We start from the raw sequence: 26,978 nt of genomic DNA, 5'->3' as shown, positions 1-26,978 counted from the left end.
CCCGCACACCTACGGCACGACGAGCAGCACCTTCCCGACATGGCCGCTCTCCTCCACGACCCGGTGCGCCTCGGCCGCCTCGTTCATCGGGAGCTCGCGGTCGACGACCGGACGGACGTGGCCGGCATCCAGCAGGGGCCACACATGCTCGCGTACGGCTGCGACGATCGCCGCCTTCTCGGCGAGCGGACGGGCCCGCAGCGAGGTCGCGCTGACGGCGCCGCGCTTGGCCAGCAGCGCGCCGATGTTGAGCTCACCCTTGACGCCGCCCTGCATACCGATGATCGCGAGGCGCCCGTTGACGGCGAGGGTCTGGATGTTGCGGTCGAGGTACTTGGCGCCCATGTTGTCGAGGATGACGTCGGCGCCGGCCCCGTCGGTGGCCTTCTTGACCTCGGCGACGAAGTCCTGTTCCCGGTAGTTGACCAGGATGTCGGCGCCCAGCTCTGCACACCGGTCCAGCTTCTCCTTGGAGCCCGCGGTGACGGCGACCTTGGCGCCGACGGCCTTGGCGAGCTGGATGGCCATGGTGCCGATGCCGCTGGAGCCGCCGTGCGTGAGCAGCGTCTCGCCGGGGCGCAGGTGGGCGACCATGAACACGTTGGACCAGACCGTGCAGACCACCTCGGGCAGCGCGGCGGCCTGCGTCAGGCTCACGCCCTTGGGCACGGGCAGTAGCTGACCGGCCGGTACGACGACCTTCTCGGCGTAGCCGCCGCCCGCGAGCAGCGCGCACACCTCCTCGCCGACGGCCCAGCCGGAGACACCGGGGCCGAGCTCGGCGATGCGGCCGGAGCACTCCAGGCCGGGGTAGGGGGAGGCGCCGGGCGGCGGGTTGTAGAAGCCCTGCCGTTGCAGGATGTCGGCGCGGTTGACGGCCCCGGCCGCCACCTCGACCAGTACCTCGCCCTCGCCGGGCACGGGATCGGGGACCTCGTCCCACACCAGCGCCTCGGGCCCACCAGGTTCGGGAATCGTGATCGCATGCATGGCCAGGACGCTACTCCTCACCCCTCGGTCCCCGGACTCCTCCCTCCTCGGTCCCCGGACTCCTCGGTCTCCGGCCCCATTCCCTTCCGTCCTTGGGCGGGTCCCCTCCCGTGCTTGAGCGGATCCCTCTCCCGTGCTTGAGCGGATCCCTCTCCCGTCCTTGAGCGGATCCCGCGAGAAATCCCTGTGCGTGACCGATGAGTTTGCGTGACCGTGAAGGTCTCTCCATGCGTAGCCCAGGAACGCGGAAGGACCACTCGGAAGGACCCGAAGCATGAGCACGCAGACGACGTCCGGTCTCGCCATCGAGACCGCCGGCCTGGTGAAGACGTTCGGTGAGACACGGGCCGTCGACGGCGTGGACCTCGCGGTTCCGGCCGGCGCGGTCTACGGCGTCCTCGGCCCGAACGGCGCCGGCAAGACCACCACGGTGAAGATGCTCGCCACCCTCCTGCGACCCGACGGCGGCGAGGCCCATGTCTTCGGGCACGACGTCGTCCGCGAGGCCGACGAGGTGCGCGGCCGGGTCAGCCTCACCGGCCAGTACGCCTCCGTGGACGAGGACCTCACCGGCACCGAGAACCTGGTCCTGCTGGGCCGGCTACTCGGGCACGGCAAGCAGGCCGCGCGGGAGCGTTCCGCGCAGCTCCTGGAGGCCTTCGGACTGACGGAGGCGGCCGGAAAGCAGGTCAAGAACTACTCCGGCGGCATGCGGCGCCGTATCGACATCGCCGCGTCCATCCTCAACACTCCCGACCTGCTCTTCCTCGACGAGCCGACGACCGGTCTCGACCCACGCAGCCGCAACCAGGTGTGGGACATCGTCCGCGCGGTCGTCGCGCAGGGCACCACCGTGCTGCTGACCACGCAGTATCTGGACGAGGCCGACCAACTGGCGTCCCGTATCGCCGTCATCGACCACGGCAAGGTCATCGCCGAGGGGACGAAGGGCGAGCTGAAGGCCTCGGTCGGCGCCGGTTCCGTGCATGTACGGCTGCGGGACGCGGAGCAGCGGCCCGAGGCGGCCGAGGTGCTGCGCCGCACCCTGGACGCGCAGGTGCAGCTGGAGCCCGACCCGGTCGCCCTGACCGCCCGGGTCTCCACCGCGACCAGTGGCATCGCCGCCGAGCAGGCCGCCCGGGCGCTCGGCGAACTGGCCCGCGGCGGTGTCACCGTGGACAACTTCTCGCTGGGGCAGCCCAGCCTGGACGAGGTGTTCCTCGCCCTCACCGGACACGACACCCACAGCCCGAAGGACGAGGTGGCGGCATGAGCACCGCGACGAGCACCGACACCCAGGATCTGGCCCCCGTCAGCGCCGAGTCGCTGGCCGCGCTGCTCGTCGGCGGTCAGCGGCCGCCGCGTCCGAGTGCCTGGTCGGCCTCGCTGACCTTCGGCTGGCGGGCGATCCTCAAGATCAAGCACGTCCCGGAGCAGCTCTTCGACGTCACCGCGTTCCCGATCATGATGGTGCTGATGTACACGTACCTGTTCGGGGGCGCCCTGGCCGGGTCGCCGAAGGAGTACATCCAGTTCCTGCTGCCGGGCATCCTCGTGATGTCGGTCGTGATGATCACGATGTACACCGGCGTCTCGGTGAACACCGACATCGAGAAGGGTGTCTTCGACCGCTTCCGTTCGCTGCCCATCTGGCGGCCGTCGACGATGGTCGGCTATCTGCTCGGCGACGCCCTGCGCTACACCATCGCCTCCGTCGTGATGCTCACCGTCGGCATCATCCTGGGCTACCGCCCGGACGGCGGCGTGGCCGGAGTGCTCGCCGGGATCGCGCTGCTGGTGGCCTTTTCCTTCGCGTTCTCGTGGATCTGGACGATGTTCGGGCTGATGCTGCGCTCCGAGAAGTCGGTGATGGGCGTCAGCATGATGGTGATCTTCCCGCTGACCTTCCTGTCCAACGTCTTCGTCGACCCGAAGACCATGCCGGGCTGGCTCCAGGCCTTCGTCAACAACAGCCCGATCACCCATCTGTCCTCGGCCGTACGCGGGTTGATGGCGGGCGACTGGCCGACGGGCGAGGTCGCCTGGTCGCTGGGCTGGGCGGGCCTGTTCGTGCTGGTCTTCGGGCCGATCACGATGCGGCTGTACAACCGCAAGTAGCCGACCGGGGCGTCAGCCCTCCGGCAGTCGCCGGGTGTCCGGGGCGACCTGGGCGCTCGGTGTCGCCCGTACGATCGTGATCAGCCGGTCCGTCAACTCCAGTGTCCCGACGGCCGGATCGTCGTACCCGAGCACCCGGTGCCCGCGCAGGACGCTCACCACCAGGTCGTCCGTCTGCCGCGGTTTCCTGCCCACCTCGGCCTTCACGACCGGCCGTTCGACGATGTCGAGCCCGCTGCCCTGCTGGATCAGGTCCTCCAGCACCATGCCCGCGGCGGGGCTGAGCACGGAGAGGCCGAGCAGCCGGCCGGCCGCGCTGGCGCTGGTGATGACCGCGTCGGCGCCGGACTGCTTCAGCAGCGGGGCGTTCTCCTCCTCACGCACCGCGGCCACGATCTTCGCCCCGCGGTTGAGCTGCCGGGCCGTCAGCGTGACCAGGACGGCGGTGTCGTCGCGCTGGGTCGCGATGATGATCTTCCGCGCCTTGTGCACCTCGGCCCGCTTCAGGACCTCGCTGCGCGTGGCGTCCCCCGTGACCCCGGCGTATCCGTCGGCCACGGCCGCCTCGATCACCTTGGAACTCGGATCGACCACGACGACCTGGTCCTTCCGCAGGCCCGTGGCGCAGACGGTCTGGATCGCCGAACGGCCCTTCGTGCCGAAGCCGACGACGACGGTGTGGTCACGCAAGGTGGACCTCCAGCGGTTCAGGCGCCATTCCTCGCGGGTCCGTTCGGTGAGGACCTCCAGCGTGGTGCCGACCAGGATGATCAGGAACAGCACACGCAGGGGCGTGATGACGAAGATGTTGGTGAGCCGGGCGCCGTCACTGACCGGGGTGATGTCGCCGTATCCGGTGGTCGAGAGGCTGACGGTCGCGTAGTAGAAGGCGTCGAGGACGTCGACGGCTCCGTCGGAGTTGTCGTTGTAGCCGTCGTGGTCGGCGTAAACGATCAAGGCGGTCGCGACCAGCAGCCCCAGGGCGATCAGCACCCGCTTGGCGACCTGGCGGAACGGATGTTCCACGATCTTCTTCGGGAGCTTGACCCGATAGGTCGCGACCCGCTCATCAGCCTGACGGGCTATCGCGTCCTGGCCGGGAAGTTTCACGTGAAACACACCTCGATGCCGGCGGTCGCCCAGGGCAGATCGAGCAGCTCGGTCTCCTGACCGGCCCGGGCCCCGCCCGGTGGTACGACGGCGATGGCGTCGGCCGCCGCCATGCCCCGCAGCATGGCCGGACCGTGGTAGTGCAACGGCACCGCGTGATCGCCGCGCAGCACGACGGGGATCAGCCGGGTGTCATACGGATGCCCGTGCGCCGCTTCCTTCAGGGGCAGCGTGTAAGGCTCCGGGGCCGGGCGTGCGGCGAGCGTTCGCAGCAGGGGTTCGGCGAGCGTGAGCAGGCCGGAGACGGCGGCGAGGGGGTTACCGGGCAGGCCGACGAGGTGCTGGTCCTCCTTGGTGCGGGCCAGCAGCATGGGGTGGCCGGGCCGCACCTTCACGCCGTTCACCAGGAGTTCGGCGCCGATGCGCTCCAGGGTGGGGTGGACATGGTCGACGGGGCCGGCCGCGGTGCCGCCGGTGGTGACGATGAGGTCGGCGTCGGAGCCGGTGAGGGCCTTGCGCAGGGCCTTGGCGTCGTCACCGAGCCGGCGCACGCCGATGACCTCGGCACCCAGGGCACGCAGCCAGGGCGGCAGCATCGGGCCGAGCGCGTCCCGGATCAGACCGTCGTGCGGGAGCCCCGCGGTCAGCAACTCGTCGCCCAGGACGAGGACTTCGACGCGGGGGCGGGGTACGGCGGTCAGGGTGTCGTATCCGGCGGCCGCGGCGAGGCCGAGCACGGCCGGGGTCACGACGGTGCCCACGGCGAGCAGTTGGTCGCCGTTACGGCACTCCTGGCCGCGCGGGCGGATGTCCTGACCGGGCTGGACCTCCCGGGTGGCGTACAGGCGGCCCTGGCTGTCCGAGCGGCCGTGCTCGCTGCGCAGGACGGCGTTGGTGTCCGGGGGGATGCGGGCGCCGGTCGCGATACGGACTGCCTCGCCGTCGGTGAGCGGCTCGGGCTCGCCGTGGCCGGCCAGGACGCCCTCGTCCCGTACGTCCCAGGGGCCGGGGCCCGCGACCGCCCAGCCGTCCATCGCCGAGGTGTCGAAAGAGGGCAGGTCGGTGAGGGCGGTGAGGGAGGCGGCCAGGGTGAGGCCGAGAGCGGCGTCCAGGGGGACCGAGACGGGGGCGCGGCCGGCGGCCCGGGTGGCGCTGCGGGCGGCCCGGGCGGCGATGTCGCGGGCCTCGGGCCAGGGGGTGGCGTTGTGGTGGCGGTCCGGGGTGGGGGCGGGCACGTGGTCGCCGGAGGCGTGGTGACCGCTGTTGTGGTGGGCGCTGTTGTGGTCGCCGGGGCTGTGGTGGCCGTTGTGGTCGTTCACGAGGGCGAGCACCTCCTCGACGTCGAGGTCCTCGGCGCCCTCGTCCGCCTGAATGCCGCGGGCGGTCATCCGGCGTCCGGGCGGGTGTCGGGGGTGGCGTCGGGCTTGGCGGCGTCGGGCTTGGCAGCGGCCGCCTCCTCCGCCCAGCGCAGGGCGAGGGCGGTGGCCTTGCGGGACGCCTCGGCGACGGCTTCGGGGCCGCCCTCGCCGCCCTTGGCCTGTGCCGCCGCGTATCCGACGAGGAAGGTGGTCAGCGGGGCGGCGGGCCGGGCCACGCCGTGGGCGGCGTCGCGGGCGAGGTCCAGCAGCACCTTGGTGTCGACGTCGAGATCGAGGCCCAGTTCGTCCTTGACTGCGGAAATCCATTCATCCAACACGTGACCATGCTCCCTGATGCGTGCCCTGGCGGTGGCGATGTCGTCCCAGGTGTCGCAGTCGAACGACGCGACGGGGTCGGGGACGCGGGTGAGGTCCAGCGCGCCGGTCAGCCGGCGCAGGGGGAGACCGGTGAGACCGCTGGCTTGAGGACGGGTGCGGCCGTCGCCCGGGGGACCGGTCTGGGCACCACTCGAAGAACCCGTGCGGCCAGGCCCCGAGGAACCCGTGCGGTCACCGCCCGAATAACCGGCGCGGGCACCGCCCGAAGAAACCGCGCGGGCACCGCCCGAAGAACCCGTGCGGCCAGCGCTCCGAGCTCCTGCGATGCCGTCCTGCCCGTGAGTGAGCTCAGCCAGTTCGCGGCGTACCGCGGACGCGCGGTACGCCGCGACGAGTGGCTGGTCGCGGCCGTCGGCGTCGGTGAGCAGCGCGCCGTCGGCACCGCTGGTGCGCAGGGCGGTCAGCAGCCGACGGACCGTGTCCTCGTCGAGGAACGGCAGGTCGGCCGAGAGGACGACGACGTGCTCGGCCGTGGTGTGCCGCAGCCCGGCGTCGAGGGCGGCGAGCGGGCCACCGCCGGGCGGGTCCTCGCGGGCCCAGACCACCGGCCGTGCGGTGGGTCGGGGGTCGGCGACGACGACGGTGGTGTGCGCGTCGGCGCAGGCGGCGAGCACCCGGTCGAGCAGGGCACGCCCGCCGACGCGCAGGGCGGGCTTGTCCACGCCGCCGAGCCGCCGGGCACCGCCGCCGGCCAGCACGACGGCGTCGTACGCGACGTCGTTCCCGGTGTCGGCGGCGCCCTGCGCGCCCGTCGGCTCGTACGCGGTCACCCCCCGAGTATGCGTGCCTTCGCGATCACAGGGAACGCAGGGGAGGGGACGGGTCGTGCCACCGTCACAGCGTGCGCAGCAGCACCGCCGGATGTTCCACACAGTCCGCCACGTATCGCAGGAAGCCGCCCGCCGTGCCGCCGTCACAGACCCGGTGGTCGAAGGTGAGCGAGAGCTCGACGACCTGGCGCACCGCCAGCTCGCCCTCGTGCACCCACGGCTTGGGGATGATGCGGCCGACGCCGAGCATCGCGGCCTCGGGGTGGTTGAGGATCGGTGTGGAGCCGTCGACTCCGAACACGCCGTAGTTGTTCAACGTGAAGGTGCCGCCGGTGAGTTCCGCGGGTGTGAGGGTGCCCGTGCGGGCCGCCTCGGTGAGCCGGGCGAACTCCGCGGTCAGCGACTCCGCGTCCCGCGCGTGCGCGTCCCGGACGACCGGCACCACGAGCCCTCGCTCGGTCTGCGCGGCGAATCCGAGGTGCACTTGGTCGAGCTGGACGATCTCCCTGGCCTCCATGTCGACCGTGGAGTTGAGCTCGGGGAACCGGGCCAGGGCGGCGGTGCAGATACGGGCCAGCAGGGCGAGGAGGGAGATCTTCGGTCCCCCGGCGGCGTTCATCGCGGTGCGCGCCCGCATGAGCTCCGTGGCGTCGGCGTCCACCCAGCAGGTCGCGTCCGGGATCTCCCGTCGGCTGCGGGAGAGCTTGTCGGCGACGGCGCCGCGGATGCCCTTGAGGGGGACCCGAATGCCGGCGGGGGGCGCGGAGGAGCGGGCGGGGGCCTGCGCGGGTGCCGGGGTCGTCGGCGTCACCCGGATGTGCGGCTCGGCCGTCGGCTGCGCGCTGCGGCCGTGTACCTCGGCGGCCCGCAGGGCGTACTCGACGTCGGCCCGCAGGATCAGCCCGTCCGGCCCGGAACCGTGCAGCTCCCGCAGATCGAGGCCGTTCTCGCGGGCGAGGCGGCGCACGAGCGGGGAGATCACGGGCACGGGACCGTCGCTACGGGTCTCCTCGTCGACCGGGGCCGTGTCCCGTCCGTGGACGGCGGGACCATGACCGGTGGCGCCGTGCCCCGCTCCGGTACCGACAGGCCGCGCCACGCTCTCGGCGGGCGGTGTGACCTCACGCGCGGCGCCACCGTTCGCCGACGCCGCGGGCGGCGTCGGAGCGGCGGGTCGCACCCTGCGGCGCCGTGCCGGTGCCTCCGAGGTGCCGTATCCCACCAGCACGTTCCCGGAGCCCTCGGTCTCGCCGTCGGTGGACGACGCGCCCACCGCCACGGTGACCAGCGGCGCCCCGACGGGCAGTTCGGTGCCCTCCTCGCCGAAGCGGGCCGTGACCACACCGGCGTAGGGGCAGGGGATGTCGACCATCGCCTTGGCCGTCTCGACCTCGACGACCGGCTGGTCGACGGCGACGACGTCACCGACCTCCACCAGCCAGCGGACTATCTCCGCCTCGGTCAGGCCCTCGCCGAGATCCGGCAGCCTGAACTCCAGCACCTGGGCCATCAGCTCTCCGCCTCCCACTGCAGACGCCCCACGGCGTCCAGGATCCGGTCCACGCCGGGCAGGTGGTGACGCTCCAGCATCGGCGGCGGATAGGGGATGTCGAACCCGGCCACGCGCAGCACCGGCGCCTCCAGATGGTGGAAGCAGCGCTCCGTGACCCGGGCCGCGATCTCCCCTCCCGGTCCGCCGAACCCGCCCGACTCGTGTACGACGACCGCCCGTCCGGTCCGCCGTACCGAGGCGGCGACCGTCTCGTCGTCGAACGGCACCAGCGAGCGCAGGTCGACGACTTCCAGGTCCCACCCCTCCTCCCGGGCCGCCTCGGCGGCTTCGAGGCAGACGGGCACGGACGGTCCGTACGTGATGAGCGTGGCGCTCCTCCCCGAGCGCCGCACCACCGCGCGGCCAATCGGTTCAACGGTCTGCGGGTCCTCCGGGTTCCAGGAGTCCTTCGACCAGTACAGCCGCTTGGGCTCCAGGAAGACGACCGGGTCGTCGGAGGCGATGGCGGCGCGCAGCAGCCCGTAGGCGTCGGCGACGGTCGCGGGCGTGACGACATGGAGGCCCGGAGTCGCCATGTAGTAGGCCTCGGAGGAGTCGCTGTGGTGCTCGACGCCGCCGATGCCGCCGCCGTAGGGCACGCGCACGGTGATGGGCAGCGGCATCCTGCCGCGGGTGCGGTTGCGCATGCGGGAGACGTGCGAGATGAGCTGCTCGAACGCCGGGTAGGCGAACGCGTCGAACTGCATCTCCACGACCGGGCGCAGGCCGTACATGGCCATGCCGACGGCCGTGCCGAGGATGCCCGCTTCGGCCAGCGGCGTGTCCGTGCAGCGCTCCTCGCCGAACTCCTTGGCGAGCCCGTCGGTGACGCGGAAGACACCGCCGAGGGTGCCGACGTCCTCCCCCATGACATGCACGGTGGGGTCGGCGGCCATGGCGTCGCGCATCGCGCGCGTGAGGGCCTGCGCCATGGTGGCCGGCTTGACGGCGACGGTGGTCATCGGTGCGGGCCTTCCGACTCGGCGTGGAGCTCCGCCTGCAACTGGGCCTGCTGTTCGCGCAGTTGCGGGGTGGGCTCGGCGTACACGTGCGTGAACAGGTCCATCGGGTCGAGCACCGGGTCCTGGTTCATGCGTTCACGCAGGTCGGCGGCCATGGCCTCGGCAGCGTCCCGCTCGGCCTGCTTGGCGTCCTCGTCGAGCAGACCGCGCTCGGTCAGCTCATGCTCCAGGAGGGCGATCGGGTCGTGCCCGCGCCAGGTCTCCACCTCGGTGTCACCGCGGTAGCGGGTCGCGTCGTCGGCGTTGGTGTGGGCGTCGATGCGGTAGGTGATCGCCTCGATCAGCGTCGGACCGCCGCCCGCGCGCGCGTGCCGTACGGCGTCGCTGAGCACCTCGTGCACGGCGGCCGCGTCGTTGCCGTCCACGAGGCGGCCGGGCATGCCGTACCCGACGGCCTTGTGGGCCAGCGACGGGGCCGCGGTCTGCTTGGCGAGCGGGACGGAGATCGCGAAGCCGTTGTTCTGCACCAGGAAGACGACCGGCGCCTGCCATACGGCGGCGAAGTTCAGCGCCTCGTGGAAGTCGCCCTCGCTGGTGCCGCCGTCGCCGACCAGGGCGAGCGCGACCACGTCGTCGCCCTTGAGACGGGCGGCGTGCGCGAGGCCGACGGCGTGCGGAAGCTGGGTGGCGAGCGGCGTGCACAGGGGGGCCACGCGGTGCTCGTGCGGGTCGTAGCCGGTGTGCCAGTCGCCGCGCAGCAGGGTCAGCGCCTCGACGGGGTCCACGCCGCGTGCGACGGCGGCGAGGGTGTCGCGGTAGCTCGGGAAGAGCCAGTCGCGCTCCTCAAGGGCGAGCGCGGCGGCGACCTCGCAGGCCTCCTGGCCGGTACTGGACGGATACACCGCGAGGCGGCCCTGCTTCGTGAGCGCGGTCGCCTGCGCGTTGTACCGACGGCCCCGCACCAGCTCGGCGTACAGCCGGCGCAGCAGGCCGGGGTCGGCCTTCGCGGCCGCCTCCGTGCCGAGGACGCGGTACGGCTCGGCGTCGGGCAGCAGCGGCGCGGGGTCCATACGGGGCTGCCAGGCGGGCGGCGGCGATGGCCGATACGCGCCCCGCTGCTCCATGACCGTCATGACGGCACCTCCTCGTGGGAGTGGCTACGGGAGACGCGTCGACTGTGAGGCGCCTCACCTACCGATTGTTCGGTCGTCGGCACATTTTGGCTACAGGCCCCCTCAGGCTGTGGACAAACGGTTCTCCACAGCCTCCAATGAACGCAGTACGTCCACGGGAGGAAGGTGGGGGGACATGGCTCCTGAACAAATGGCCGAGAGCCCGGACGGCGGAGCCCCCCTCGCGCCGCCCCGTCCGCTCGACGCCATCGATCAGGACATCCTCCAGATGCTCCAGGCCGACGGCCGTGCTTCGATACGGTCGGTCGCCGAGCGGGTCCATGTCTCGCGCGCCAATGCCTACGCGCGTATCAACCGCCTCATCGAGGACGGCGTCATCCGCGGCTTCGGCGCCCGGGTCAACCACGAGCGGGCGGGCCACGGCACCTCGGCGTACATCACCCTGAAGATCGTCCAGAACTCCTGGCGCACGGTCCGCGAGCAGCTCCGCCAGCTGCCCGGCGCCTCCCACATCGCCCTGGTGGGCGGCGACTTCGACGTCCTGCTCCTGGTGCACACGCCCGACAACCGGGCGCTGCGCGAGCTGGTCCTCACCCGGCTCCAGGCGATCCCGGAGGTGCTCAGCACGCGCACGCTGCTGGTGTTCGAGGAGGAGGACCTGGAGCCGCAAGGGTGAGCGTCGGCCCGGCCGTCAGGCCGAGGACCACACCATGGCCATCCACACCAGGAACAGCAACGGAAGAATCGCGCAGAAAAGCCCGGCGCAGGCCGCCGTCACGCGCAGCATTCGCGCGGACCGGCGGTGCGGCAACGCCCAGGCGAGCGCGAGCAGGCCGACCGCCCAGTAGACCGCGCCCCCGAGGAGGCCGAGGGCTTCCTCGGCCCCGATGACGAACTCCCAGACCAGGAGCGGCAGCGCCGGTACGGTGGCCCCGAGAGGCGCCTTCCACCACGCCGGGTCGGCGTCGGAGGGCAGAACGTCGTTCTGGGTCATGCCCCGCATCCCACCAGCCGGGACCGCTCGGGGACATCCGTCGGCGTACTCAGCCGTCCACGCGCGCATACTCAGCCGGCCGCCGCGGAAGACGTGGTCAGCCTTCCTGCCGCAGTCCCCCGAAGACCAGTCGCACCACGGTGTCGGCGACCTCGCGTTCGTTCATGCCGTGGCCGTCCGGCCGGTACCACTCCACGATCGAGTTGATCATCCCGAAGACGAGCCGGGTCGCCAGCCGCACCTCCACGTCGGCGCGCACCTCCCCGTCGGCCGCGGCCGCCTTGAGCAGCTCGGCGACCCGGTGGTCGAAGTCGCGGCGCCGCTCCAGCGCCCATCGCTCGGTGTCGGTGTTGCCGCGCACCCGCAGCAGCAGCGTCACGTAGGGCAGCTCGGATATGAGCACCTCGACCATGCGCCGTACGACGTACTCCAGGCGGTCGGCGGCGTGCCCCACGCATGCGTGTTCCTCGCCGAGGATCCCGAAGAGCCCGTCGAGCGCCCGGCTGACGGCCCGGCGCAGCAGCTCCTCCTTGCCCGCGACGTGGTGGTAGATCGACGACTTGGAGATGCCGGCCGCCTTGGAGAGGTGCTCCATGGAGGTGCCGTCGTAGCCGCGCTCGTTGAAGACCTGCACGGCGACGGAGAGCAGCGTCTCCGGCGTGTACGTGTCGCGCTTGGCGGTGGTCATGGGGTGCCCTTCCGGGTCATGAGGTGCTGCCCTCGCGCTTGTCGGAGGCGTACGCGTGGCGGTACAGCGCGAGGGACGGCGCGTACCGCCCGGAGGGGTCGCGCAGGTGCAGGTCGTCGAGGAGGGCGTACGCCCAGTTGCGGCCGAGCCTGCGGCTCCACTCGAAGGGGCCGAGCGGGTAGTTGACGCCCAGGCGCATCGCGGTGTCGATGTCCTCCTCGGTGGCCACGCCCTTGGCCACGGCGTCGTGCGCGAGGTCGACGACCCGGGCGACCGTGCGGGCGACGATCATGCCGGGGACGTCGCCGATGACGCTGACGTCCTTGCCGAGCGCCTGGAAGAGGCCGATGGCCTCGGTGAGGGTCTGCGGCGAGGTGTCCTGGGAGGCGGACAGGGCGATACGGGTGGCCCGGCGGTAGTCGAGGGCGAGGTCGAAGTAGACGACGTCCCGGAACTCCACCGACGTCTGGCCATCGGCGAGCGCCAGCTGACCTCCGCCGGGCAGCACCAGGCGGGTGCCGTGGTCCTCGTCCTCCTCGCGCACCGGGATGCCCGCCTCGCGGATCAGCGCGAGCAGTTCGGAAGCCGGGCCCAGATCGCCCTCGGCGACGACGTAGGCGGGCTGCGCGGCCTTCTCCGCGGTGTGCGGCTCGGCGGACTCGGCGGCCCCGTCCGCTCCGGAATAGTCGTACCAGCCGTGCCCGCTCTTGCGGCCGAGCCGGCCCGACTCCACCAGGCGACGCTGGGCGAGGGAGGGCGTGAAGCGCACGTCCTGGAAGAAGGACTGCCACACGGAGTGCGTGACGGACTCGTTGACGTCCTGCCCGATGAGGTCGGTGAGCTCGAACGCGCCCATCCTGAAGCCGCCGCATTCACGCAGGACGGCGTCGATGGTGGCCGGGTCGGCGCCCTGCGCCTCGTAGACCGCGAAGGCCTCGGCGTAGAACGGCCGGGCGATGCGGTTGACGATGAAGCCGGGGGTGTCGGCGCAGGCGACCGGCGTCTTCCCCCAGGCGCGTGCCGTCTCGTACGCGCGCGTGGCCGACGTGACGTCGGTGGCGAACCCGGAGACGACCTCGACCAGCGGCAGCAGCGGCGCGGGGTTGAAGAAGTGCAGTCCGACGAGGCGCCCCGGGTTGGCGAGGGCGCCACCGATCGCCGTGACCGACAGGGACGAGGTGTTGGTGGCGAGCAGGCAGTCCTCTCCGACGACGCCCTCCAGCTCGCGGAACAGCTCCTGCTTGACGTCGAGCCGCTCCAGGACGGCCTCGACGACCAGCGCGCAGTCCGCGAGGTCGGCGAGCGCCTCGGCGGGCGCCAGCCGCGCGCGGGCCGCGTCGCGGTCGGCGGCGGTGAGGCGGTCCTTCTCGACGAGCCGGTCGAGGCGCACGCCGATCGCGTCGGCCGCGTCCTGGGCCCGCCCGGGCACGGCGTCGTAGAGCCGGACGGGATGGCCGGCGACCAATGCGACCTGGGCGATGCCCTGGCCCATGGTGCCGGTGCCGACGACGGCCACGGGGCTGCTGAGGTCGAGTGCTGTCATGTGCGCGATCCTCCCGCACGGGGTTTTCCACAGATGCGGCGGACCCCCTTGTCCCGACCGATCGTTCGGTTACTCTAACTCTGTCTGGCTGTTCCTGCCCATGTCTGTGCCCAGGTCATGAGCTCGACGAGGAGCTCAGGAAACGAGGAGTTGGTCCCGCATGGCCGCCGAACTGACCGCCCACGAGCTGATCGCCAAGCACCGGCCCACCCTCGACCAGGCGCTGGAAGCGATCCGCACACGCGCGTACTGGTCACCGCACCCCGAGCACCCCAAGGTCTACGGCGAGAACGGCAGCCTGGACGCGGCGGCGGGCAAAGCCGCCTTCGACGCCCTCCTGGGCACCCGCCTCGACCTCGGTCAGGCCGGCACCGACGGCTGGGTGGCCGGCGAGGTCTCCCCGTACGGCATCGAGCTGGGCGTCGAGTACCCGCACGCCGACGTCGATGTCCTGCTGCCTGCCATGAAGTCGGGCATGCGGCAGTGGCGGGACGCGGGCGCCGAGATGCGCGCGGTGGTCTGTGTGGAGATCCTCAAGCGGATCAGCGACCGGACGCACGAGTTCGCGCACGCGGTCATGCACACCTCCGGCCAGGCCTTCATGATGGCGTTCCAGGCGGGCGGCCCGCACGCGCAGGACCGCGGCCTGGAGGCGGTGGCGTACGCGTACGTCGAGCAGGTCCGCACCCCCGACACGGCGGAGTGGACCAAGCCGCAGGGCAAGCGCGACCCGCTGGCGCTCAACAAGCAGTTCACGCCGGTCCCGCGCGGCATCGCCATGGTCATCGGCTGCAACACCTTCCCGACCTGGAACGGCTACCCGGGCCTGTTCGCCTCCCTGGCCACCGGCAACGCGGTCCTCGTGAAGCCCCACCCGCGCGCGGTGCTGCCGCTCGCGCTGACGGTGCAGGTCGCGCGGCAGGTGCTCGCCGAGGCGGGCTTCGACCCGAACCTGGTCGCGCTGGCCGCCGAGCGGCCCGGCGAGGGCATCGCCAAGACGCTGGCCACCCGCCCCGAGATCCGGATCATCGACTACACCGGATCGACGGTGTTCGGCGACTGGCTGGAGGCCAACGCCCGCCAGGCGCAGGTCTACACGGAGAAGGCCGGCGTCAACACGGTGATCGTCGACTCCACCGACACCTACAAGGGGATGCTGTCCAACCTGGCCTTCTCGCTGTCCCTGTACAGCGGCCAGATGTGCACCACCCCGCAGAACCTGCTCATCCCCCGCGACGGCATCCGTACCGACGAGGGCCCCAAGACCTTCGACGAGGTCGTCGCCGACCTCGCCCGCTCGGTCGACGGCCTCCTCGGCGACGACGCCCGCGCGAACGCGCTGCTCGGCGCGATCGTCAACCCGGACGTGAAAGCACGGCTGGAGGCAGCGGCCGGGCTCGGCGAAGTCGCCCTCGCCTCCCGCGAGATCGCGAACCCGGAATTCCCGGACGCGGTGGTCCGTACGCCGGTGATCGTGAAGCTGGACGGGGCCAAGCCGGACGACGAGGCCGCGTACATGAGCGAGTGCTTCGGGCCGGTGTCGTTCGCGGTCGCGGTCGACTCGGCCGCGGAGGCGGTGGAGTTGCTGCGGCGGACCGTGCGGGAGAAGGGCGCGATGACCGTCGGCGCGTACACGACCGACGACGAGGTCGAGGCGGCGATCCAGGAGGTCTGCCTGGAGGAGGCCGCCCAGCTGTCGTTCAACCTCACGGGCGGGGTGTACGTCAACCAGACGGCCGCCTTCAGCGACTTCCACGGATCGGGCGGCAACCCGGCGGCCAACTCGGCACTGTGCGACGGGGCGTTCGTGGCCAACCGGTTCCGGGTCGTCGAGGTGCGTCGGGAGGCCTGAGCGCGACGCCCAAGAGCTCGGGACGTGCGGTGACTGCGCGGCTGCCGGTTGCGTTGTGGCTGGTCGCGCAGTTCCCCGCGCCCCCTAGAGGGGCGCCCCAGTGCCCGTGCTCCAGTGGTACAGCGTCATCGCCACGCTCGTCGCCAAGTTGTAGCTGGAGACCTGGGGGCGCATCGGCAGGGCCACCAAATGGTCGGCACGCGCGCGTAGTTCGGCCGACAGGCCGCTTCGCTCCGACCCGAAGGCGAGGACGGCGTCGTCCGGGAGCTTGGTGCCCCGGATGTCGTCGCCCTCCGGGTCCAGCGCGAAGAGCGGCCCCGGCGGCAGCTCGTCCACGCCCAGCCGCTCCACGGCCGTCGCGAAGTGCAGTCCCGCTCCGCCGCGTACGACCGTCGGATGCCAGGGGTCGAGCGTGCCGGTGGTGACCACGCCGGTCGCGCCGAAGCCGGCGGCCAGGCGGATCACGGCGCCCGCGTTGCCGAGGTTTCGGGGGTTGTCGAGGACCACCACCGGGGCGGTGCGCGGGGTGTGGGCCAGCTTTTCGAGGTTGGCCGCGCGGGACGGACGTACCGCCAGAGCGGCTACGGCCGTGGGGTGCGGGCGCGGCACGAGGGACGTGTACGTCGACTCCGGGACCTCGGTCAGCAGCACGTCCAACGGCTCCCGCACATCCGGCGCCAGTTCGTCGGCGAGGGCCAGCGCCGCCTCCCGGTCCACGGCCACCGCCACCGGGACCTCGGCGCCGAAGCGGACTGCGTGCTTGAGCGCGTGGAAGCCGTCGAGCAGTACGGAGGTCCCGGCGAGCCGGTTCCAGGAGGTCACGGTCATGCCGGGAAGCCTACGTGCGCGTGCTCGGGGTTCTCCGGGGCGCGCGGTTCGGGGGGCGGCGCGGGGTCGTCGCCGCGCCGGGCCAGGCGCGACAGGCGTTCACGCGCGCGTGCCGCCCAGCCGCCCAGGCGGCGCAGGAACGTCGTCGGCAGGAAGACCGAGTCCGCCGCGATCATGGCGAGTGAGAAGAACGGCAGGCCCAGGACGACCGCGATCACGGCGTGCTCGGTGATCATCGCGGCGAGGAGGACGTTCTTGACCCGCCGGTTGAACAGCGTGAACGGGAAGGCGACCTGCACAAGGACCGTGCCGTAGGTGATCAGCATCACCATCATGCCGCTGGAGGACAGCAGGTCGGCGAGGGCGGGCCAGGGGGAGAAGTAGTCGAGATGCAGCGGGTAGTAGACGGCGGTGCCGTCCTGCCAGCGGGAGCCCTGGATCTTGTACCAGCCGGCGGTCGCGTAGATCAGGCACGCCTCGGCCATGATCACCAGCAGGGCGCCGTTGTGCACGATGTTGCCGATGACGTCGAGGAGGATCCGGGGCTCGGCCGTGCGCGCACGACGGCCGACGATCCACCACACGCCCAGCGACAGCCAGAGGAGCCACAGGATCAGCGGCACGGTCAGGTCGCCGTCCAGACGGCCCGCCGCGGTCACCGCGACCAGCACGAACCCGAGCACGCTCCACAGCGCCGGACCCAGACGGTCCGGCGCGATCCGCTCGCCACGCGCGCGTGCCGCGCTTCTGCGCCGGGCCCGGCGCTCGTCCAGCGACCAGACCTGGCCGCAGCGCGTGAAGACGAGATAGACGCACATCAGGTGCAGGACGTTGTCACCGCCGTCACCCATGAAGATGGAGCGGTTCTGCAGCGAGAGCACGCCGACCATGAACAGCACGGACATCGTGCGGGTGCGCCAGCCGAGCAGCAGCAGCACGCTGGTCAGGACCGCGAAGACGTAGACGGTCTCGAACCAGAACCGGCCGCTCGACCAGATCAGGGCGGTGAAGGAGCCGTTCGTCCCGATCAGCTGCTGGGCGAGATCGAAGTCCCAGGGGCCGTCGGGGCCGTACATCTCCTGGCGGTGGGGGAACTCGCGCAGCAGGAACAGCAGCCAGGTCGCGGCGAAGCCGATGCGGATCACGGCCGTCTGGTACGGGCCGAGGGCGGACTCGGTGACGCGGGCGATGGCGGAGGAGATCGCGAGGGCGAAGCGGTTCACCGGGCGCCCTCCTGGGTCGCTGCCTCGGCTTCGGCCCCGTCCTCGTCCTTCGGGACCCACCACCAGGGCAGCATGCGGTAGGTCGGCTTGTCCGAGACCTGCTCGTCGCTCCACTTCGGCGGCCGCACATTGGTGGTGCGGGAGCGGACCTGGACGCGTTCGACGACGCCGCCCGCACCGGCCGCGTTCGCACGGTCGAGGCGCAGCTCCACTATGTGCCGCAGATACGTCTCGGACAGGGCGCCGCGCAGTCCCACGGGACGGTTCTGGGTGTCGTGCGTGGCCAGGAAGAAGTCCCAGGCCCGGCGCAGCTCGTTCTGCTGCGTGTGGCTGGGCAGCAGATTGCCGTCGATGGCCCGGCCGTCCTGGGCGGACAGGTCGTACCAACCGGTGGTGCGGGTGCCGCCGTCGCCGGTGGCGACCTCGGCGCGGACCTGCACCGCGATGTTCTGCTGCAGGGGGTTGGGGGCGAACAGCTTCCAGTTCTGTTCGAACTCCGGGTATATCCAGTCGTCGATCGCCTTGCCGTGCTGCTTGGTGACCGTGTTCGGCGGGGCGACGTGCAGGAAGACCATGCCGATGTGGACACAGACGGCGATCGCGACGACCGCGAGGGCGAGGGCGGCACCGATCTGGTAGCGCAGGGAGAGGGCGGCCACACCGACGCGGGGTTCGGCGGACGGCGACGCCGGAGGGGACGGAGCGGGAGGGGACGGAGCGGCCGGAGCAGGCGAAGGTGCGGGCGAGGGCGCGACGGCGGGCGGTGCGGCCTGCGGCTCCTCGTCGGGTCCGCGCCGGGCGGCCGAGCCTGCGGCGTGCGCGTCTGCCATTCCGTTTCGTTCCCCGATTCCGGTCCATCTGCTCTGGGCGCTCGCCGGGAACGGTACTCAGGCACACCCGCCGGGCACAGCCCCTGGCGGGCCGCCGTTCCCCACACCTTACGGGGGTACCAGGAAGTGGTCAGGGCGTCTTACCCGGAGCATTCCCTTCTTCTAGAACCTGTTCTATCTTGACGCACCGTCAGATCGATACCGTCAGTTCGCCGTGCGTGTGGAAGGGCAGGGACCGTGGACTTCACCTTCACCGAGGAGCAGCAGGCGGCGGCCGAGGCGGCGCGCGGGGTGTTCGCCGGGGTCGCGCCGGACGCCGTGCCCTCTCCGGCGCTCACCCCGGGCGCCGTCGCCGACGACTTCGACCGCCCGCTGTGGGGCCGGCTCGCGGACGCGGACCTGCTGAGCCTGCTCCTCGCGGAGGAGTACGGCGGTGCCGGCCTCGACGCCGTCGCGCTGTGCCTGGTGCTGCGCGAGTCGGCGAAGGTCCTGGCCCGGGTGCCGCTGCTGGAGAACAGCGCGGCGATCGCGGCCGTCCAGGCCTACGGCGGCCCCGAGCTGAAGGCCGGGCTGCTGGCGCGGGCCGGGCGCGGGGAGGTCGTGCTGACGGTCGCCGCACACGGCCGCACCGGCCACGACCCGGCCGAGCTCGCGGTGACCGCCCGGCAGGACGGTTCCGGGTGGGTGCTGGAGGGGGTGCAGACCGTGGTGCCCTGGGCATACGACGCCGATCTCGTCGTCGTGCCGGCCCGTACGGCCGCCGACCGGACCGTCCTCGCACTGGTGGCGCGCGGTGTGGAGGGGGGCTCGCTGGCCGAGCAGTTCTCGACCAGCGGGGAGCGGCTGGGGGAGCTGCGGCTGGAGTCGGTGCGGCTGGCGGCGCGGGACGTCATCGAGGCGGAGGGGGCGTGGGAGTGGCTGCGGGAGCTGCTCGCCATCGGGACGTGTGCGCAGGCGCTCGGGCTGGGTGAGCGGGTGCTGGGGATGACCTCGGAGTACGCGAGCAAGCGGGAGCAGTTCGGGCATCCCATCGCCACGTTCCAGGCGGTCGCCGTGCAGTCCGCCGACCGCTACATCGACCTGCGCGCGATGGAGGCCACCCTGTGGCAGGCCGCCTGGCGGATCACCTCGGGGGCGCGAGGCGCACTGCCCGCCTCGGGAGACGTGGCCGTCGCCAAGATCTGGGCCTCGGAGGGCGTCCGGCGGATCGTGCAGACGGCGCAGCATCTGCACGGCGGCTTCGGCGCCGACGTCGACTACTCGCTGCACCGGTACCACGCCTGGGCCAAGCACCTGGAACTGGCACTCGGCCCGGCGGCGGCGCACGAGGAGGCGCTGGGGGAACTGCTGGCGGCGCATCCGCTGGGGTAGAGCGGCCGTGAGGCAGCGCCGCTGGGGTTGCGGCGGTGAGGTAGCGGCACCGGGTAGCGCCGCAGGGGGGAGCGGCGCCGGGGTCGTGCCGGTGAAGCAGCGCCACCAGGTCGTGGGGTGAGGCAGCGCCGCCATCACCGTGCCGGTGAAGCAGCGCCGCCATCGTCGTGACGGTGAGGTCGCGTCGGCGCCAGGTGCGCTAGAGGACGAATCCCTGCTGGCCCTGGTCCGTCACCACGGGGCGTCCGGCCGCCGACCACACCTGCATGCCGCCATCCACGTTCACGGCGTCGATGCCCTGCTGGACCAGGTACATCGTGACCTGCGCCGAGCGGCCACCGGAGCGGCAGATCACATGGACGCGGCCGTCCTGCGGGGCGGCCTCGGTCAGCTCGCCGTAGCGGGCCACGAACTCGCTGATGGGGATGTGCAGGGCGCCTTCGGCGTGGCCCGCCTGCCATTCGTCGTCCTCGCGGACGTCCAGGAGGAAGTCGTCGTCCTTGAGGTCGGTGACCTCGACCGTGGGCACGGCAGATCCGAAATTCATGACTCCGACGCTACCTGACGGGTGCGCGTGAGCTGAGGGCCTCCTCCGAGGGAGGGTGGATCCGCCGTTCGGAGGGTGCGGGCCTCGTCGTGGCTGATCGCGCCCATGCGGCGGAGCCGCATATCGATACAGCCCCGCGCCCCCGGGTCGGCTTCCCCGCAACTAGCCGAGCAGTGCCGCCAGCTCTGCTTCCCTTTCCGCGACCTGGGCCAGGAGCTGCTCCGCGATCTCCTCCAGAAGGCGGTCCGGGTCGTCGGGAGCGAGGCGGAGCATCGCTCCGATCGCGCCTTCCTCCAGCTCCTTCGCGACCAGGGCGAGCATCTCCTTGCGCTGGGCGAGCCATTCGAGGCGGGCGTAGAGCTCCTCGGCGGGGGTCGGGCCCTGATCCTTGGGGACGGGCCCCGCGGCCCACTCCGCGGCCAGCTCACGCAGCAACGCCTCGTCGCCTCGGGCGTAGGCCGCGTTGACCCGGGTGATGAACTCCTCGCGCCGAGAACGCTCGGCCTCTTCCTGGGCGAGGTCGGGGTGGGCCTTGCGGGCCAGCTCGCGGTAGAGCTTGCGGGCCTCGTCGCTGGGGCGCACCCGCTGGGGCGGCTGTACCGGCTGCTCCGTGAGCATCGCCGCGGCCTCCGGGAACAGCCCGCCGCCGTCCATCCAGCCGTGGAACAGCTCCTCGACGCCGGGCATCGGCAGCACGCGGGCACGTGCCTCGTCGGCCTTGCGGATGTCCTCGGGGTCGCCGGTGCGGGCGGCCGTGGCCTCGGCGATCCGGGCGTCCAGCTCGTCGAGGCGGGCGTACATCGGGCCGAGCTTCTGGTGGTGCAGCCGGGAGAAGTTCTCCACCTCGACGCGGAAGGTCTCCACCGCGATCTCGTACTCGATCAACGCCTGCTCGGCGGCCCGCACGGCCCGCTCCAGCCGCTCCTCGGGCCGACCGTCGCCCTCAGCCGTCACCTGTGCCTCACCACCCTGCTCGGCTCCACCGGCGGGCACCTCGGCACCGCCCCGCGTCCCCGCACCAGCGGGCTCGGTCTGGGACTGCTCAGCTTCGGGCGTCGTCACCCGCCCAGCGTAGGCCACGCCCTGACCTGCCCTTCGTACACCACCACCGCCGTGAGCCTCGCGCCGACGGCACGGCCGACTCACGAACCCCAACCCGCCGCCGGCAAGCCGGCAGCTCCGCCACCGACGACGCCTGCCCGCTCGGAGCCGTGGCCTTCTTCTCGTCGCCGAAGGTCGCTCGCCCTGACACCGGCCGGCTCAAGAGCCAGGCGGCGGCGACACAGCCGGCCCAAGAAACCAGCCTGCCCAAGAACGCCGTACCTCACCGATCCCGCGCGAAGAGCGAACGGCCGCCGGCCCTCACACCCCCGTCTCCGCAGCGATCCGCCCTGCCTTCACCGCTCCCACCAGTGCCGCGTGGTCCGCCTCCGTACGGTCGGCGTAGCGGACGGCGAACGTGGCGATCGCCTCGTCCAGCTCCTCGTTCTTGCCGCAGTAGCCGGAGATCAGACGCGGGTCGGCGCTGTGGGAGTGGGCGCGGGCCAGGAGGGCGCCGGTCATGCGGGCGTAGTCGTCTATCTGGTCGGCGGCCAGTTCGGCCGGGTCGACGCTGCCCTTGCGGTTGCGGAACTGGCGTACCTGGAAGGGGAGTCCGTCGACCGTCGTCCAGCCGAGCAGGATGTCGCTGACCACCTGCATCCGCTTCTGGCCGAGGACCACGCGCCGCCCCTCGTGGTCCGCCTCGGGCGCCTCGAAGCCGGCCGTCACCAGGTGCGGGACGAGGGCCGAGGACCGGGCCTCCTTCACCTGGAGGACCAGCGACTCGCCCCGGTGGTCCAGGAGCAGCACGACGTACGAACGGGTGCCCACACTGCCCGTGCCCACCACGCGGAACGCCACATCGTGCACCGCGTGGCGCGAGAGCAGGGGATGGCGGTCCTCGGAGAGCGTGGTGACGTAGCTCTCCAGCGACGCCGCGACCGCCGCCGCCTCCTCGTCCGGGACCCGGCGCAGCACCGGCGGGGCGTCGACGAACCGGCGGCCGCCGTCCTCGGTCGGCTCCGTCGACTTCGCCGCGAAGCGCCCGCTGGTGTTGGCCCGCGCCTTCTCCGCGACCCGCTCCAGCGTGCCGAGCAGATCATGGGCGTCGGTGTGGGAGACCAGTTCCTCGTCCGCGATCGCGTTCCACGCGTCCAGCACCGGAAGCTTGGCCAGCAGCCGCATGGTGCGCCGGTAGGCACCGACCGTATCGTGGGCCGCCTTGAGGCACTCGTCCTCGTCCGCGCCCGACTCCCGGCCGGCGAGCACCAGCGAGGCGGCGAGCCGCTTGAGGTCCCACTCCCAGGGGCCGTACAACGTCTCGTCGAAGTCGTTCAGGTCGATGACCAGGCCACCGCGTGCGTCGGCGTACAGACCGAAGTTCCCCGCGTGCGCGTCGCCGCAGATCTGGGCGCGGATCCGGGTCATGGGGGTGCGGGCGAGGTCGTACGCCATCAGCCCCGCCGAGCCACGCAGGAACGCGAAGGGCGTCGCCGCCATCCGGCCGACCCTGATCGGCGTGAGCTCGGAGAGCCGGCCCAGGTTGGACTCCTCCACGGCGGCCACCGCGTCGGGCCGGGCGCCGTCGATGTCGAGGACCGCGTGCTCACCGCGCGGGATGCGCCTGCGCAGCTCCTTGCCCTCCTCCTTGGGCGACCCGCCGCCGGGCCACTCGGCGAAACCGCCGACCCGGGGCAGCCGACGCGCCACGGACCGCGACCGCGCCACGGACTCCGCTGCCTCCGCCACCACCGCAGCGGCCTGCGCCGTACCCTCCGCACCGACCTCGGCCATACCGACCGCCTCCCCCGCTCGCACACGAACATCAACTCGTGTCGACGTTACAACCGGTGGCCGGAACTCGTCAGACCCTGTGGACAACTCCGCGGCTGTGGAAAACCCGCGTGGCGCACCGGCGGAGGCGCCGGCCGAAGGAACGGCCGAAGGACCGACTGGCGCACCCAGCACGCACCGGGCGCACCGGGCGGTACCGCCTCAGCAACCCCCGCGCTGCTCCCCATCGCACAGATACTTCTTCGCCCACATACCCAGCGCGCTCAGTGCGGGCTCCAGCGCGGCGCCCGCCTCCGTGAGCCGGTACTCGACCCGCAGCGGCGGCCCCTCGTACACCTCGCGCACGACGAGCCCCGCGGCGGCCAGCTCGGTCAGCCGGTCGGAGAGCATGCGCTCGCTGATGCCGGGAATCGCCCGGCGCAGGGAGACGAAGTAGGCGGGCCCAGCGGTCAGGACGGCCACGATCGGGCCGGTCCAGCGCTTTCCGAGCAGTTGGAAGACGCGGGTGATGCCGTCGTCGACCTGCTTGCACTCCGCCACGTCGTGACTCTGCTCACCAGCCGCCATGCCTTCAGGGTACTGCCTTGTCGTATGGGGCTGAAAAAAAGTAAGTGACTGTGTTATCCATAGTCAAGCACGAACTTTCAGTTACTGCGGGCTTCGCCCCTCGCCTCTGGAGATCCCCATGGCCACGCTGCTGCACATCGACTCCTCGGTCTTCCCCACCGACGCCTCCTCCTCCCGAGCGGTCACCGACGCCTTCCGCCGCACCTGGCAGGAACAGCACCCCGAGGGCAGGGTGATCCACCGCGACCTCGCCACGAACCCGGTGCCGCACATCAGCGCCCACTCCCACACGGCCGGTTTCTCCGATCCGGCCACGCACAGCCCCGAGCAGGCCGCCGCCTTCGCGGAGCGGGTGAAGCTGATCGAGGAGCTGGAGCGCGCGGACGCCGTGCTGATCGGCGCCCCGATGTACAACCTGACGATCCCGTCGACGCTGAAGGCCTGGCTGGACAACGTGGTCCTGATGGGCCGTACCGCGGGCGACGCCCAGTCGGTCAAGGGCACCCCGGTCACCGTCGTCGCCAGCCGCGGCGGCGCGTACGGGCCGGGCACCCCGCGCGCGGGCTACGAGTACGTGCAGAACTACCTGTCGGCGATCCTTGCCGACTTCCTCGGCGCCGACGTCGACTTCATCGTCCCGGAGCTCACGATGGCCCCGGTGAACCCGCAGATGGCCGAGCTGGTCCCCCTCTTCGAGGCCTCCCGCGAGCGCGCCCTCGACGAGGCCACCGACAAGGCGAAGCAGCTGGCCCAGCGGCTCGGTGCGTAGCGGAGGCCGGTAACGAGTGACCGGCGGCCGGCCGATGACGAGTGACCGGCCGGCCGGTGACCGCAATCGCACGCGCGCGTAGGGCTCGGATCCATCGTTCCGGGCACTACGCGCGCGTGCCCTCCCCGAAGCCGCAGGAGCCACTGGAGTCGCTGGGACCAGACCCCTCGGCACCGCTGGAGCCGCTGGAACCGGTGGAGCGCCGGAACTGCTGGAGCGCCGGAACTGCTGGAGCCGTCACCTGGAGCCGTCGACTCCCCGCACCGCCACCCCCGTGGGGGCTCCCGGCGACTCCCCTACCCGCTGCTGCCCTACCGTCGGCAGACACAGCGCCACGACCAGCCCGAGCACCGCGAGCCCGGTGACCCGAGCCAGTTCCGCGCCCCGGCGCCCGGCCACTCCCCTGAGACGCGCGCGCGACCCCTCACCCACGCCCGGCCCCGATCAACCGCTCGTCCTTCATCTGGGGCTCGTCCTCCACCGGCCGCTCTCCCAATCCGACGGCCGCGCAGGCGCCCCAGATCCGGTGCGGGGTGAGAGTCGTCACCAGAGCCGGCGTCAGCGCGAAGCCCTCGCATCCGAGCCAGAACAACACGTCCCGGCGCACCCGGAGAACTCGGAGAACCCGGTGCGAGGACGCACGGCCGCCCCGGCCGCGTGAGGACGCACGGCCGCCCCGGCGGAGCTCCGGCCGTACCGGAGCGACAGCGGGATCGCCGGGCCGAACTCCGGCGGCGAGGGAGAAGGACTCGGGTGGCATCGGTGGGCTCCTGTGGAAGGGGAGCTCCAATCTCGCGCCGAGCCGGCACCCGCCACCTCGGCCGAACGGCCACCGTTCACAGCCCTCGCGACGTGCGGCTCAGCCGAAAAGACCGACGAGCCGAAGGACGGGACCGCAAGACGGGGCCGAAAGACCGGCCAGGCCGCGAGGATCGACCGGGCAGCCGAAAGGCCGACCGGCCAACCGCCCCGGATCCCGCACAGGCACAATCACCGCATGCATCTGATCTCCGTCGTCCTCGTCGCCCTCATGGCGCTGCTGCACGCCTACATCCTGGTTCTGGAGATGTTCCTGTGGCAGCGCGGCCCGGGCCGTCGCTTCCACGGCTTCGACGCCGAGCTGGCCCGCACCACCGCGCCGCTGGCCGCCAACCAGGGTCTCTACAACGGCTTCCTGGCCGCAGGACTGGTCTGGGGCCTGATCGCCGACGACCCGACCGGCTACCGCGTCCAGATCTTCTTCCTGTCCTGCATCATCGTCGCCGGCGTCTACGGCGCGGCCACCGCCAACCGCCGCATCCTCTTCGCCCAGGCCCTGCCGGCCGCCGTGACGCTCGCCACGGTCATCGCGGCGGGCTGAGTCCGCGCCGTGACCTGAGAGCTTCATCACAGGTCACGGTGCCCAGGACGCCATGGCGCGGCACAACGTGGCGAACGCAACAGGGGCGAGGCGCCGGGGGCAACATCAGGGACAACAACAGGGACAACAGAAGAGGCGGCATCGTGATTACGATGCCGCCTCTTCGAGCGTGCGCGAGGGGGGAGTTGAACCCCCACGCCCTTGCGGGCACTGGAACCTGAATCCAGCGCGTCTGCCTATTCCGCCACCCGCGCATTGGGTGTGTCTTCCGGCATCTGCCCCTTGGGCTCGGCGCCTTCCGACACCCAGAACATTAGCACGGCGACCAGGGTGGGTTCACATCCCTTATCCCCAGGCAGCCGCCGTGCAGCGGCCATGCCGCCGCCCACCAGCGCAGTCGGCATCCGCCCCCGCACACCGGCCCAACCCACGGCCCCGTCCGCTCCGTATCAACCAGTACCTGTTCACGTATCAACCTCGTACCGGTACCGCGCATCTCCCCAGAAGCCGGTCGGGCTCCACAGTCAGGTGCGGGACACTGGTTTGCGGCCGCCTCTACGATCCATGGCAAGACTGTGTCCCTGACGAGTTCGAAGCGGAGCTCGAAAGGGAACTTCGAGGGCGTCGACACCCGTCGACAGGTCCGACAGGGGGAACCAGCCGATTGACCGGCGCGTGGATACGATCAGTAAGCAGTACCAGGTAAGGCAGTGCCCGCCCCGCGGGATGCAGGACGAAGCAGGCTACGGAGGAGGTGCCCCATGGGAGTCCTGAAGAAGTTTGAGCAGCGTCTCGAAGGTCTGGTCAACGGCACCTTCGCCAAGGTGTTCAAGTCCGAGGTCCAGCCCGTGGAGATCGCCGGAGCGCTCCAGCGTGAGTGCGACAACAACGCGACGATCTGGAATCGTGACCGGACCGTCGTACCCAACGACTTCATCGTGGAACTGAGCACGCCGGACTTCGAGCGGCTCAGCCCCTACTCCGGCCAGCTCGGCGACGAGCTCGCCGGCATGGTCCGCGACTACGCCAAGCAGCAGCGCTACACCTTCATGGGCCCGATCAAGGTCAACCTGGAGAAGGCGGACGACCTCGACACCGGCCTGTACCGCGTGCGCAGCCGCACGCTCGCCGGCTCCACCAGCCAGCAGGGCGGCCCGCAGGCCCCCGCAGCCCCGGCCG

Annotated in this window: 26 protein-coding genes and 1 tRNA gene; 8 read left to right on the top strand and 19 right to left on the bottom strand. The window is 71.7% G+C overall.

Going from position 1 to position 26,978, the window contains the following annotated elements:
• Positions 1 to 9: 9 nt before the first annotated feature.
• Positions 10 to 990 carry an NAD(P)H-quinone oxidoreductase gene (locus tag POF73_RS26535; protein WP_272120272.1) on the bottom strand — a complete coding sequence of 327 codons (981 nt, stop codon included), beginning with the start codon at positions 988 to 990 and terminating at the stop codon, positions 10 to 12.
• Positions 991 to 1,264: 274 nt separating this feature from the next.
• Between POF73_RS26535 and POF73_RS26530 the strand changes: the two genes are divergently transcribed.
• Together POF73_RS26530 and POF73_RS26525 are read left to right on the top strand one after the other, a co-directional pair.
• Positions 1,265 to 2,263, top strand: a complete 999-nt coding sequence (locus POF73_RS26530; RefSeq protein WP_272120270.1) for an ATP-binding cassette domain-containing protein — start codon at positions 1,265 to 1,267, stop codon at positions 2,261 to 2,263.
• Positions 2,260 to 3,108 (top strand): ABC transporter permease, encoded by an 849-nt coding sequence (locus POF73_RS26525; protein ID WP_272120267.1) that lies wholly within the window; start codon positions 2,260 to 2,262, stop codon positions 3,106 to 3,108. Before POF73_RS26530 ends, POF73_RS26525 begins: the two co-directional genes overlap by 4 nt.
• A 12-nt stretch (positions 3,109 to 3,120) precedes the next feature.
• Here POF73_RS26525 and POF73_RS26520 read toward each other — a convergent pair whose 3' ends face one another.
• The 6 genes from POF73_RS26520 to pdhA form a co-directional block, all read right to left on the bottom strand.
• A complete protein-coding gene (locus tag POF73_RS26520; protein WP_272120265.1) occupies positions 3,121 to 4,227 on the bottom strand; it encodes a potassium channel family protein in 1,107 nt (368 codons plus the stop codon).
• Positions 4,215 to 5,606 (bottom strand): molybdopterin molybdotransferase MoeA, encoded by a 1,392-nt coding sequence (locus POF73_RS26515; protein ID WP_272120263.1) that lies wholly within the window; start codon positions 5,604 to 5,606, stop codon positions 4,215 to 4,217. The genes POF73_RS26520 and POF73_RS26515 overlap by 13 nt, the downstream gene beginning before the upstream one ends.
• Complete coding sequence (locus tag POF73_RS26510; RefSeq protein ID WP_443049654.1) at positions 5,603 to 6,745, bottom strand: NTP transferase domain-containing protein; 1,143 nt, start codon at positions 6,743 to 6,745, stop codon at positions 5,603 to 5,605. Before POF73_RS26510 ends, POF73_RS26515 begins: the two co-directional genes overlap by 4 nt.
• Before the next feature lie 64 nt (positions 6,746 to 6,809).
• A complete protein-coding gene (locus POF73_RS26505) occupies positions 6,810 to 8,255 on the bottom strand; it encodes a dihydrolipoamide acetyltransferase family protein (protein ID WP_272120261.1) in 1,446 nt (481 codons plus the stop codon).
• Entirely contained in the window at positions 8,255 to 9,259 is a 1,005-nt protein-coding gene (locus POF73_RS26500; RefSeq protein ID WP_272120259.1) for an alpha-ketoacid dehydrogenase subunit beta, read from the bottom strand. Before POF73_RS26500 ends, POF73_RS26505 begins: the two co-directional genes overlap by 1 nt.
• Positions 9,256 to 10,392 carry a pyruvate dehydrogenase (acetyl-transferring) E1 component subunit alpha gene (gene pdhA, locus POF73_RS26495; protein WP_272120257.1) on the bottom strand — a complete coding sequence of 379 codons (1,137 nt, stop codon included), beginning with the start codon at positions 10,390 to 10,392 and terminating at the stop codon, positions 9,256 to 9,258. The genes POF73_RS26500 and pdhA overlap by 4 nt, the downstream gene beginning before the upstream one ends.
• 190 nt (positions 10,393 to 10,582) lie before the next feature.
• Between pdhA and POF73_RS26490 the strand changes: the two genes are divergently transcribed.
• Positions 10,583 to 11,068: an Lrp/AsnC family transcriptional regulator gene (locus tag POF73_RS26490; RefSeq protein WP_272120452.1), complete on the top strand. Its 486-nt coding sequence runs from the start codon at positions 10,583 to 10,585 to the stop codon at positions 11,066 to 11,068.
• Between the two features lie 15 nt (positions 11,069 to 11,083).
• On the opposite strand, the gene POF73_RS26485 is transcribed toward POF73_RS26490, so the two are convergent.
• The 3 genes from POF73_RS26485 to POF73_RS26475 all read right to left on the bottom strand — a co-directional run bounded on the left by POF73_RS26485 (position 11,084) and on the right by POF73_RS26475 (position 13,617).
• Complete coding sequence (locus POF73_RS26485; RefSeq protein WP_272120255.1) at positions 11,084 to 11,386, bottom strand: hypothetical protein; 303 nt, start codon at positions 11,384 to 11,386, stop codon at positions 11,084 to 11,086.
• A 97-nt stretch (positions 11,387 to 11,483) separates the two neighbouring features.
• A complete protein-coding gene (locus POF73_RS26480) occupies positions 11,484 to 12,074 on the bottom strand; it encodes a TetR/AcrR family transcriptional regulator (protein WP_272120253.1) in 591 nt (196 codons plus the stop codon).
• A 16-nt stretch (positions 12,075 to 12,090) separates the two neighbouring features.
• On the bottom strand, positions 12,091 to 13,617 hold the full coding sequence (locus tag POF73_RS26475) for a 3-hydroxyacyl-CoA dehydrogenase (protein WP_272120251.1): 1,527 nt from the start codon (positions 13,615 to 13,617) through the stop codon (positions 12,091 to 12,093).
• 160 nt (positions 13,618 to 13,777) lie between these two features.
• Between POF73_RS26475 and paaN the strand changes: the two genes are divergently transcribed.
• Positions 13,778 to 15,469 carry a phenylacetic acid degradation protein PaaN gene (gene paaN / locus POF73_RS26470; RefSeq protein WP_272120249.1) on the top strand — a complete coding sequence of 564 codons (1,692 nt, stop codon included), beginning with the start codon at positions 13,778 to 13,780 and terminating at the stop codon, positions 15,467 to 15,469.
• 84 nt (positions 15,470 to 15,553) lie between these two features.
• On the opposite strand, the gene POF73_RS26465 is transcribed toward paaN, so the two are convergent.
• Genes POF73_RS26465 through POF73_RS26455 form a run of 3 tightly spaced genes read right to left on the bottom strand, consistent with a single transcriptional unit; the run spans position 15,554 to position 18,350 of the window.
• Positions 15,554 to 16,297: a TrmH family RNA methyltransferase gene (locus POF73_RS26465; protein ID WP_272120247.1), complete on the bottom strand. Its 744-nt coding sequence runs from the start codon at positions 16,295 to 16,297 to the stop codon at positions 15,554 to 15,556.
• Entirely contained in the window at positions 16,294 to 17,520 is a 1,227-nt protein-coding gene (locus POF73_RS26460; RefSeq protein WP_272120245.1) for an HTTM domain-containing protein, read from the bottom strand. The genes POF73_RS26465 and POF73_RS26460 overlap by 4 nt, the downstream gene beginning before the upstream one ends.
• Complete coding sequence (locus tag POF73_RS26455; RefSeq protein ID WP_272120244.1) at positions 17,517 to 18,350, bottom strand: DUF5819 family protein; 834 nt, start codon at positions 18,348 to 18,350, stop codon at positions 17,517 to 17,519. The genes POF73_RS26460 and POF73_RS26455 overlap by 4 nt, the downstream gene beginning before the upstream one ends.
• Before the next feature lie 237 nt (positions 18,351 to 18,587).
• Between POF73_RS26455 and POF73_RS26450 the strand changes: the two genes are divergently transcribed.
• Entirely contained in the window at positions 18,588 to 19,721 is a 1,134-nt protein-coding gene (locus POF73_RS26450; protein ID WP_272120242.1) for an acyl-CoA dehydrogenase family protein, read from the top strand.
• A 199-nt stretch (positions 19,722 to 19,920) separates the two neighbouring features.
• On the opposite strand, the gene POF73_RS26445 is transcribed toward POF73_RS26450, so the two are convergent.
• The 4 genes from POF73_RS26445 to POF73_RS26430 form a co-directional block, all read right to left on the bottom strand.
• Positions 19,921 to 20,250 (bottom strand): rhodanese-like domain-containing protein, encoded by a 330-nt coding sequence (locus POF73_RS26445; protein ID WP_272120450.1) that lies wholly within the window; start codon positions 20,248 to 20,250, stop codon positions 19,921 to 19,923.
• Between the two features lie 180 nt (positions 20,251 to 20,430).
• A complete protein-coding gene (locus POF73_RS26440; protein ID WP_272120240.1) occupies positions 20,431 to 21,330 on the bottom strand; it encodes a hypothetical protein in 900 nt (299 codons plus the stop codon).
• Positions 21,331 to 21,630: 300 nt separating this feature from the next.
• The gene (locus POF73_RS26435; protein ID WP_272120237.1) at positions 21,631 to 23,103 is read right to left on the bottom strand and encodes a DUF2252 domain-containing protein; all 1,473 of its coding nucleotides are present in this window, start codon (positions 23,101 to 23,103) and stop codon (positions 21,631 to 21,633) included.
• Between the two features lie 201 nt (positions 23,104 to 23,304).
• The gene (locus POF73_RS26430; RefSeq protein WP_272120235.1) at positions 23,305 to 23,670 is read right to left on the bottom strand and encodes a winged helix-turn-helix transcriptional regulator; all 366 of its coding nucleotides are present in this window, start codon (positions 23,668 to 23,670) and stop codon (positions 23,305 to 23,307) included.
• 118 nt (positions 23,671 to 23,788) lie between these two features.
• Here POF73_RS26430 and POF73_RS26425 point away from each other — a divergent pair, with 118 nt between their 5' ends.
• A complete protein-coding gene (locus POF73_RS26425; protein ID WP_272120233.1) occupies positions 23,789 to 24,439 on the top strand; it encodes an FMN-dependent NADH-azoreductase in 651 nt (216 codons plus the stop codon).
• A 424-nt stretch (positions 24,440 to 24,863) separates the two neighbouring features.
• Here POF73_RS26425 and POF73_RS26420 read toward each other — a convergent pair whose 3' ends face one another.
• The gene (locus POF73_RS26420) at positions 24,864 to 25,199 is read right to left on the bottom strand and encodes a hypothetical protein (protein ID WP_272120231.1); all 336 of its coding nucleotides are present in this window, start codon (positions 25,197 to 25,199) and stop codon (positions 24,864 to 24,866) included.
• A 237-nt stretch (positions 25,200 to 25,436) separates the two neighbouring features.
• On the opposite strand from POF73_RS26420, the gene POF73_RS26415 reads away from it, so the two are divergent.
• On the top strand, positions 25,437 to 25,799 hold the full coding sequence (locus tag POF73_RS26415) for a DUF1304 domain-containing protein (RefSeq protein WP_272120229.1): 363 nt from the start codon (positions 25,437 to 25,439) through the stop codon (positions 25,797 to 25,799).
• Between the two features lie 170 nt (positions 25,800 to 25,969).
• Here POF73_RS26415 and POF73_RS26410 read toward each other — a convergent pair.
• Positions 25,970 to 26,053, bottom strand: a tRNA-Leu gene (locus POF73_RS26410).
• A gap of 507 nt (positions 26,054 to 26,560) precedes the next feature.
• Here POF73_RS26410 and POF73_RS26405 point away from each other — a divergent pair.
• Positions 26,561 to 26,978 (top strand): DUF3662 domain-containing protein (locus POF73_RS26405; RefSeq protein WP_272120227.1); only part of this gene is annotated, 418 nt, incomplete at its 3' end.

Origin of the sequence: Streptomyces sp. HD, from assembly GCF_028369295.1 — a bacterium.
Classification (GTDB): domain Bacteria; phylum Actinomycetota; class Actinomycetes; order Streptomycetales; family Streptomycetaceae; genus Streptomyces.
This window is presented reverse-complemented; position numbering and strand designations above follow the sequence as displayed.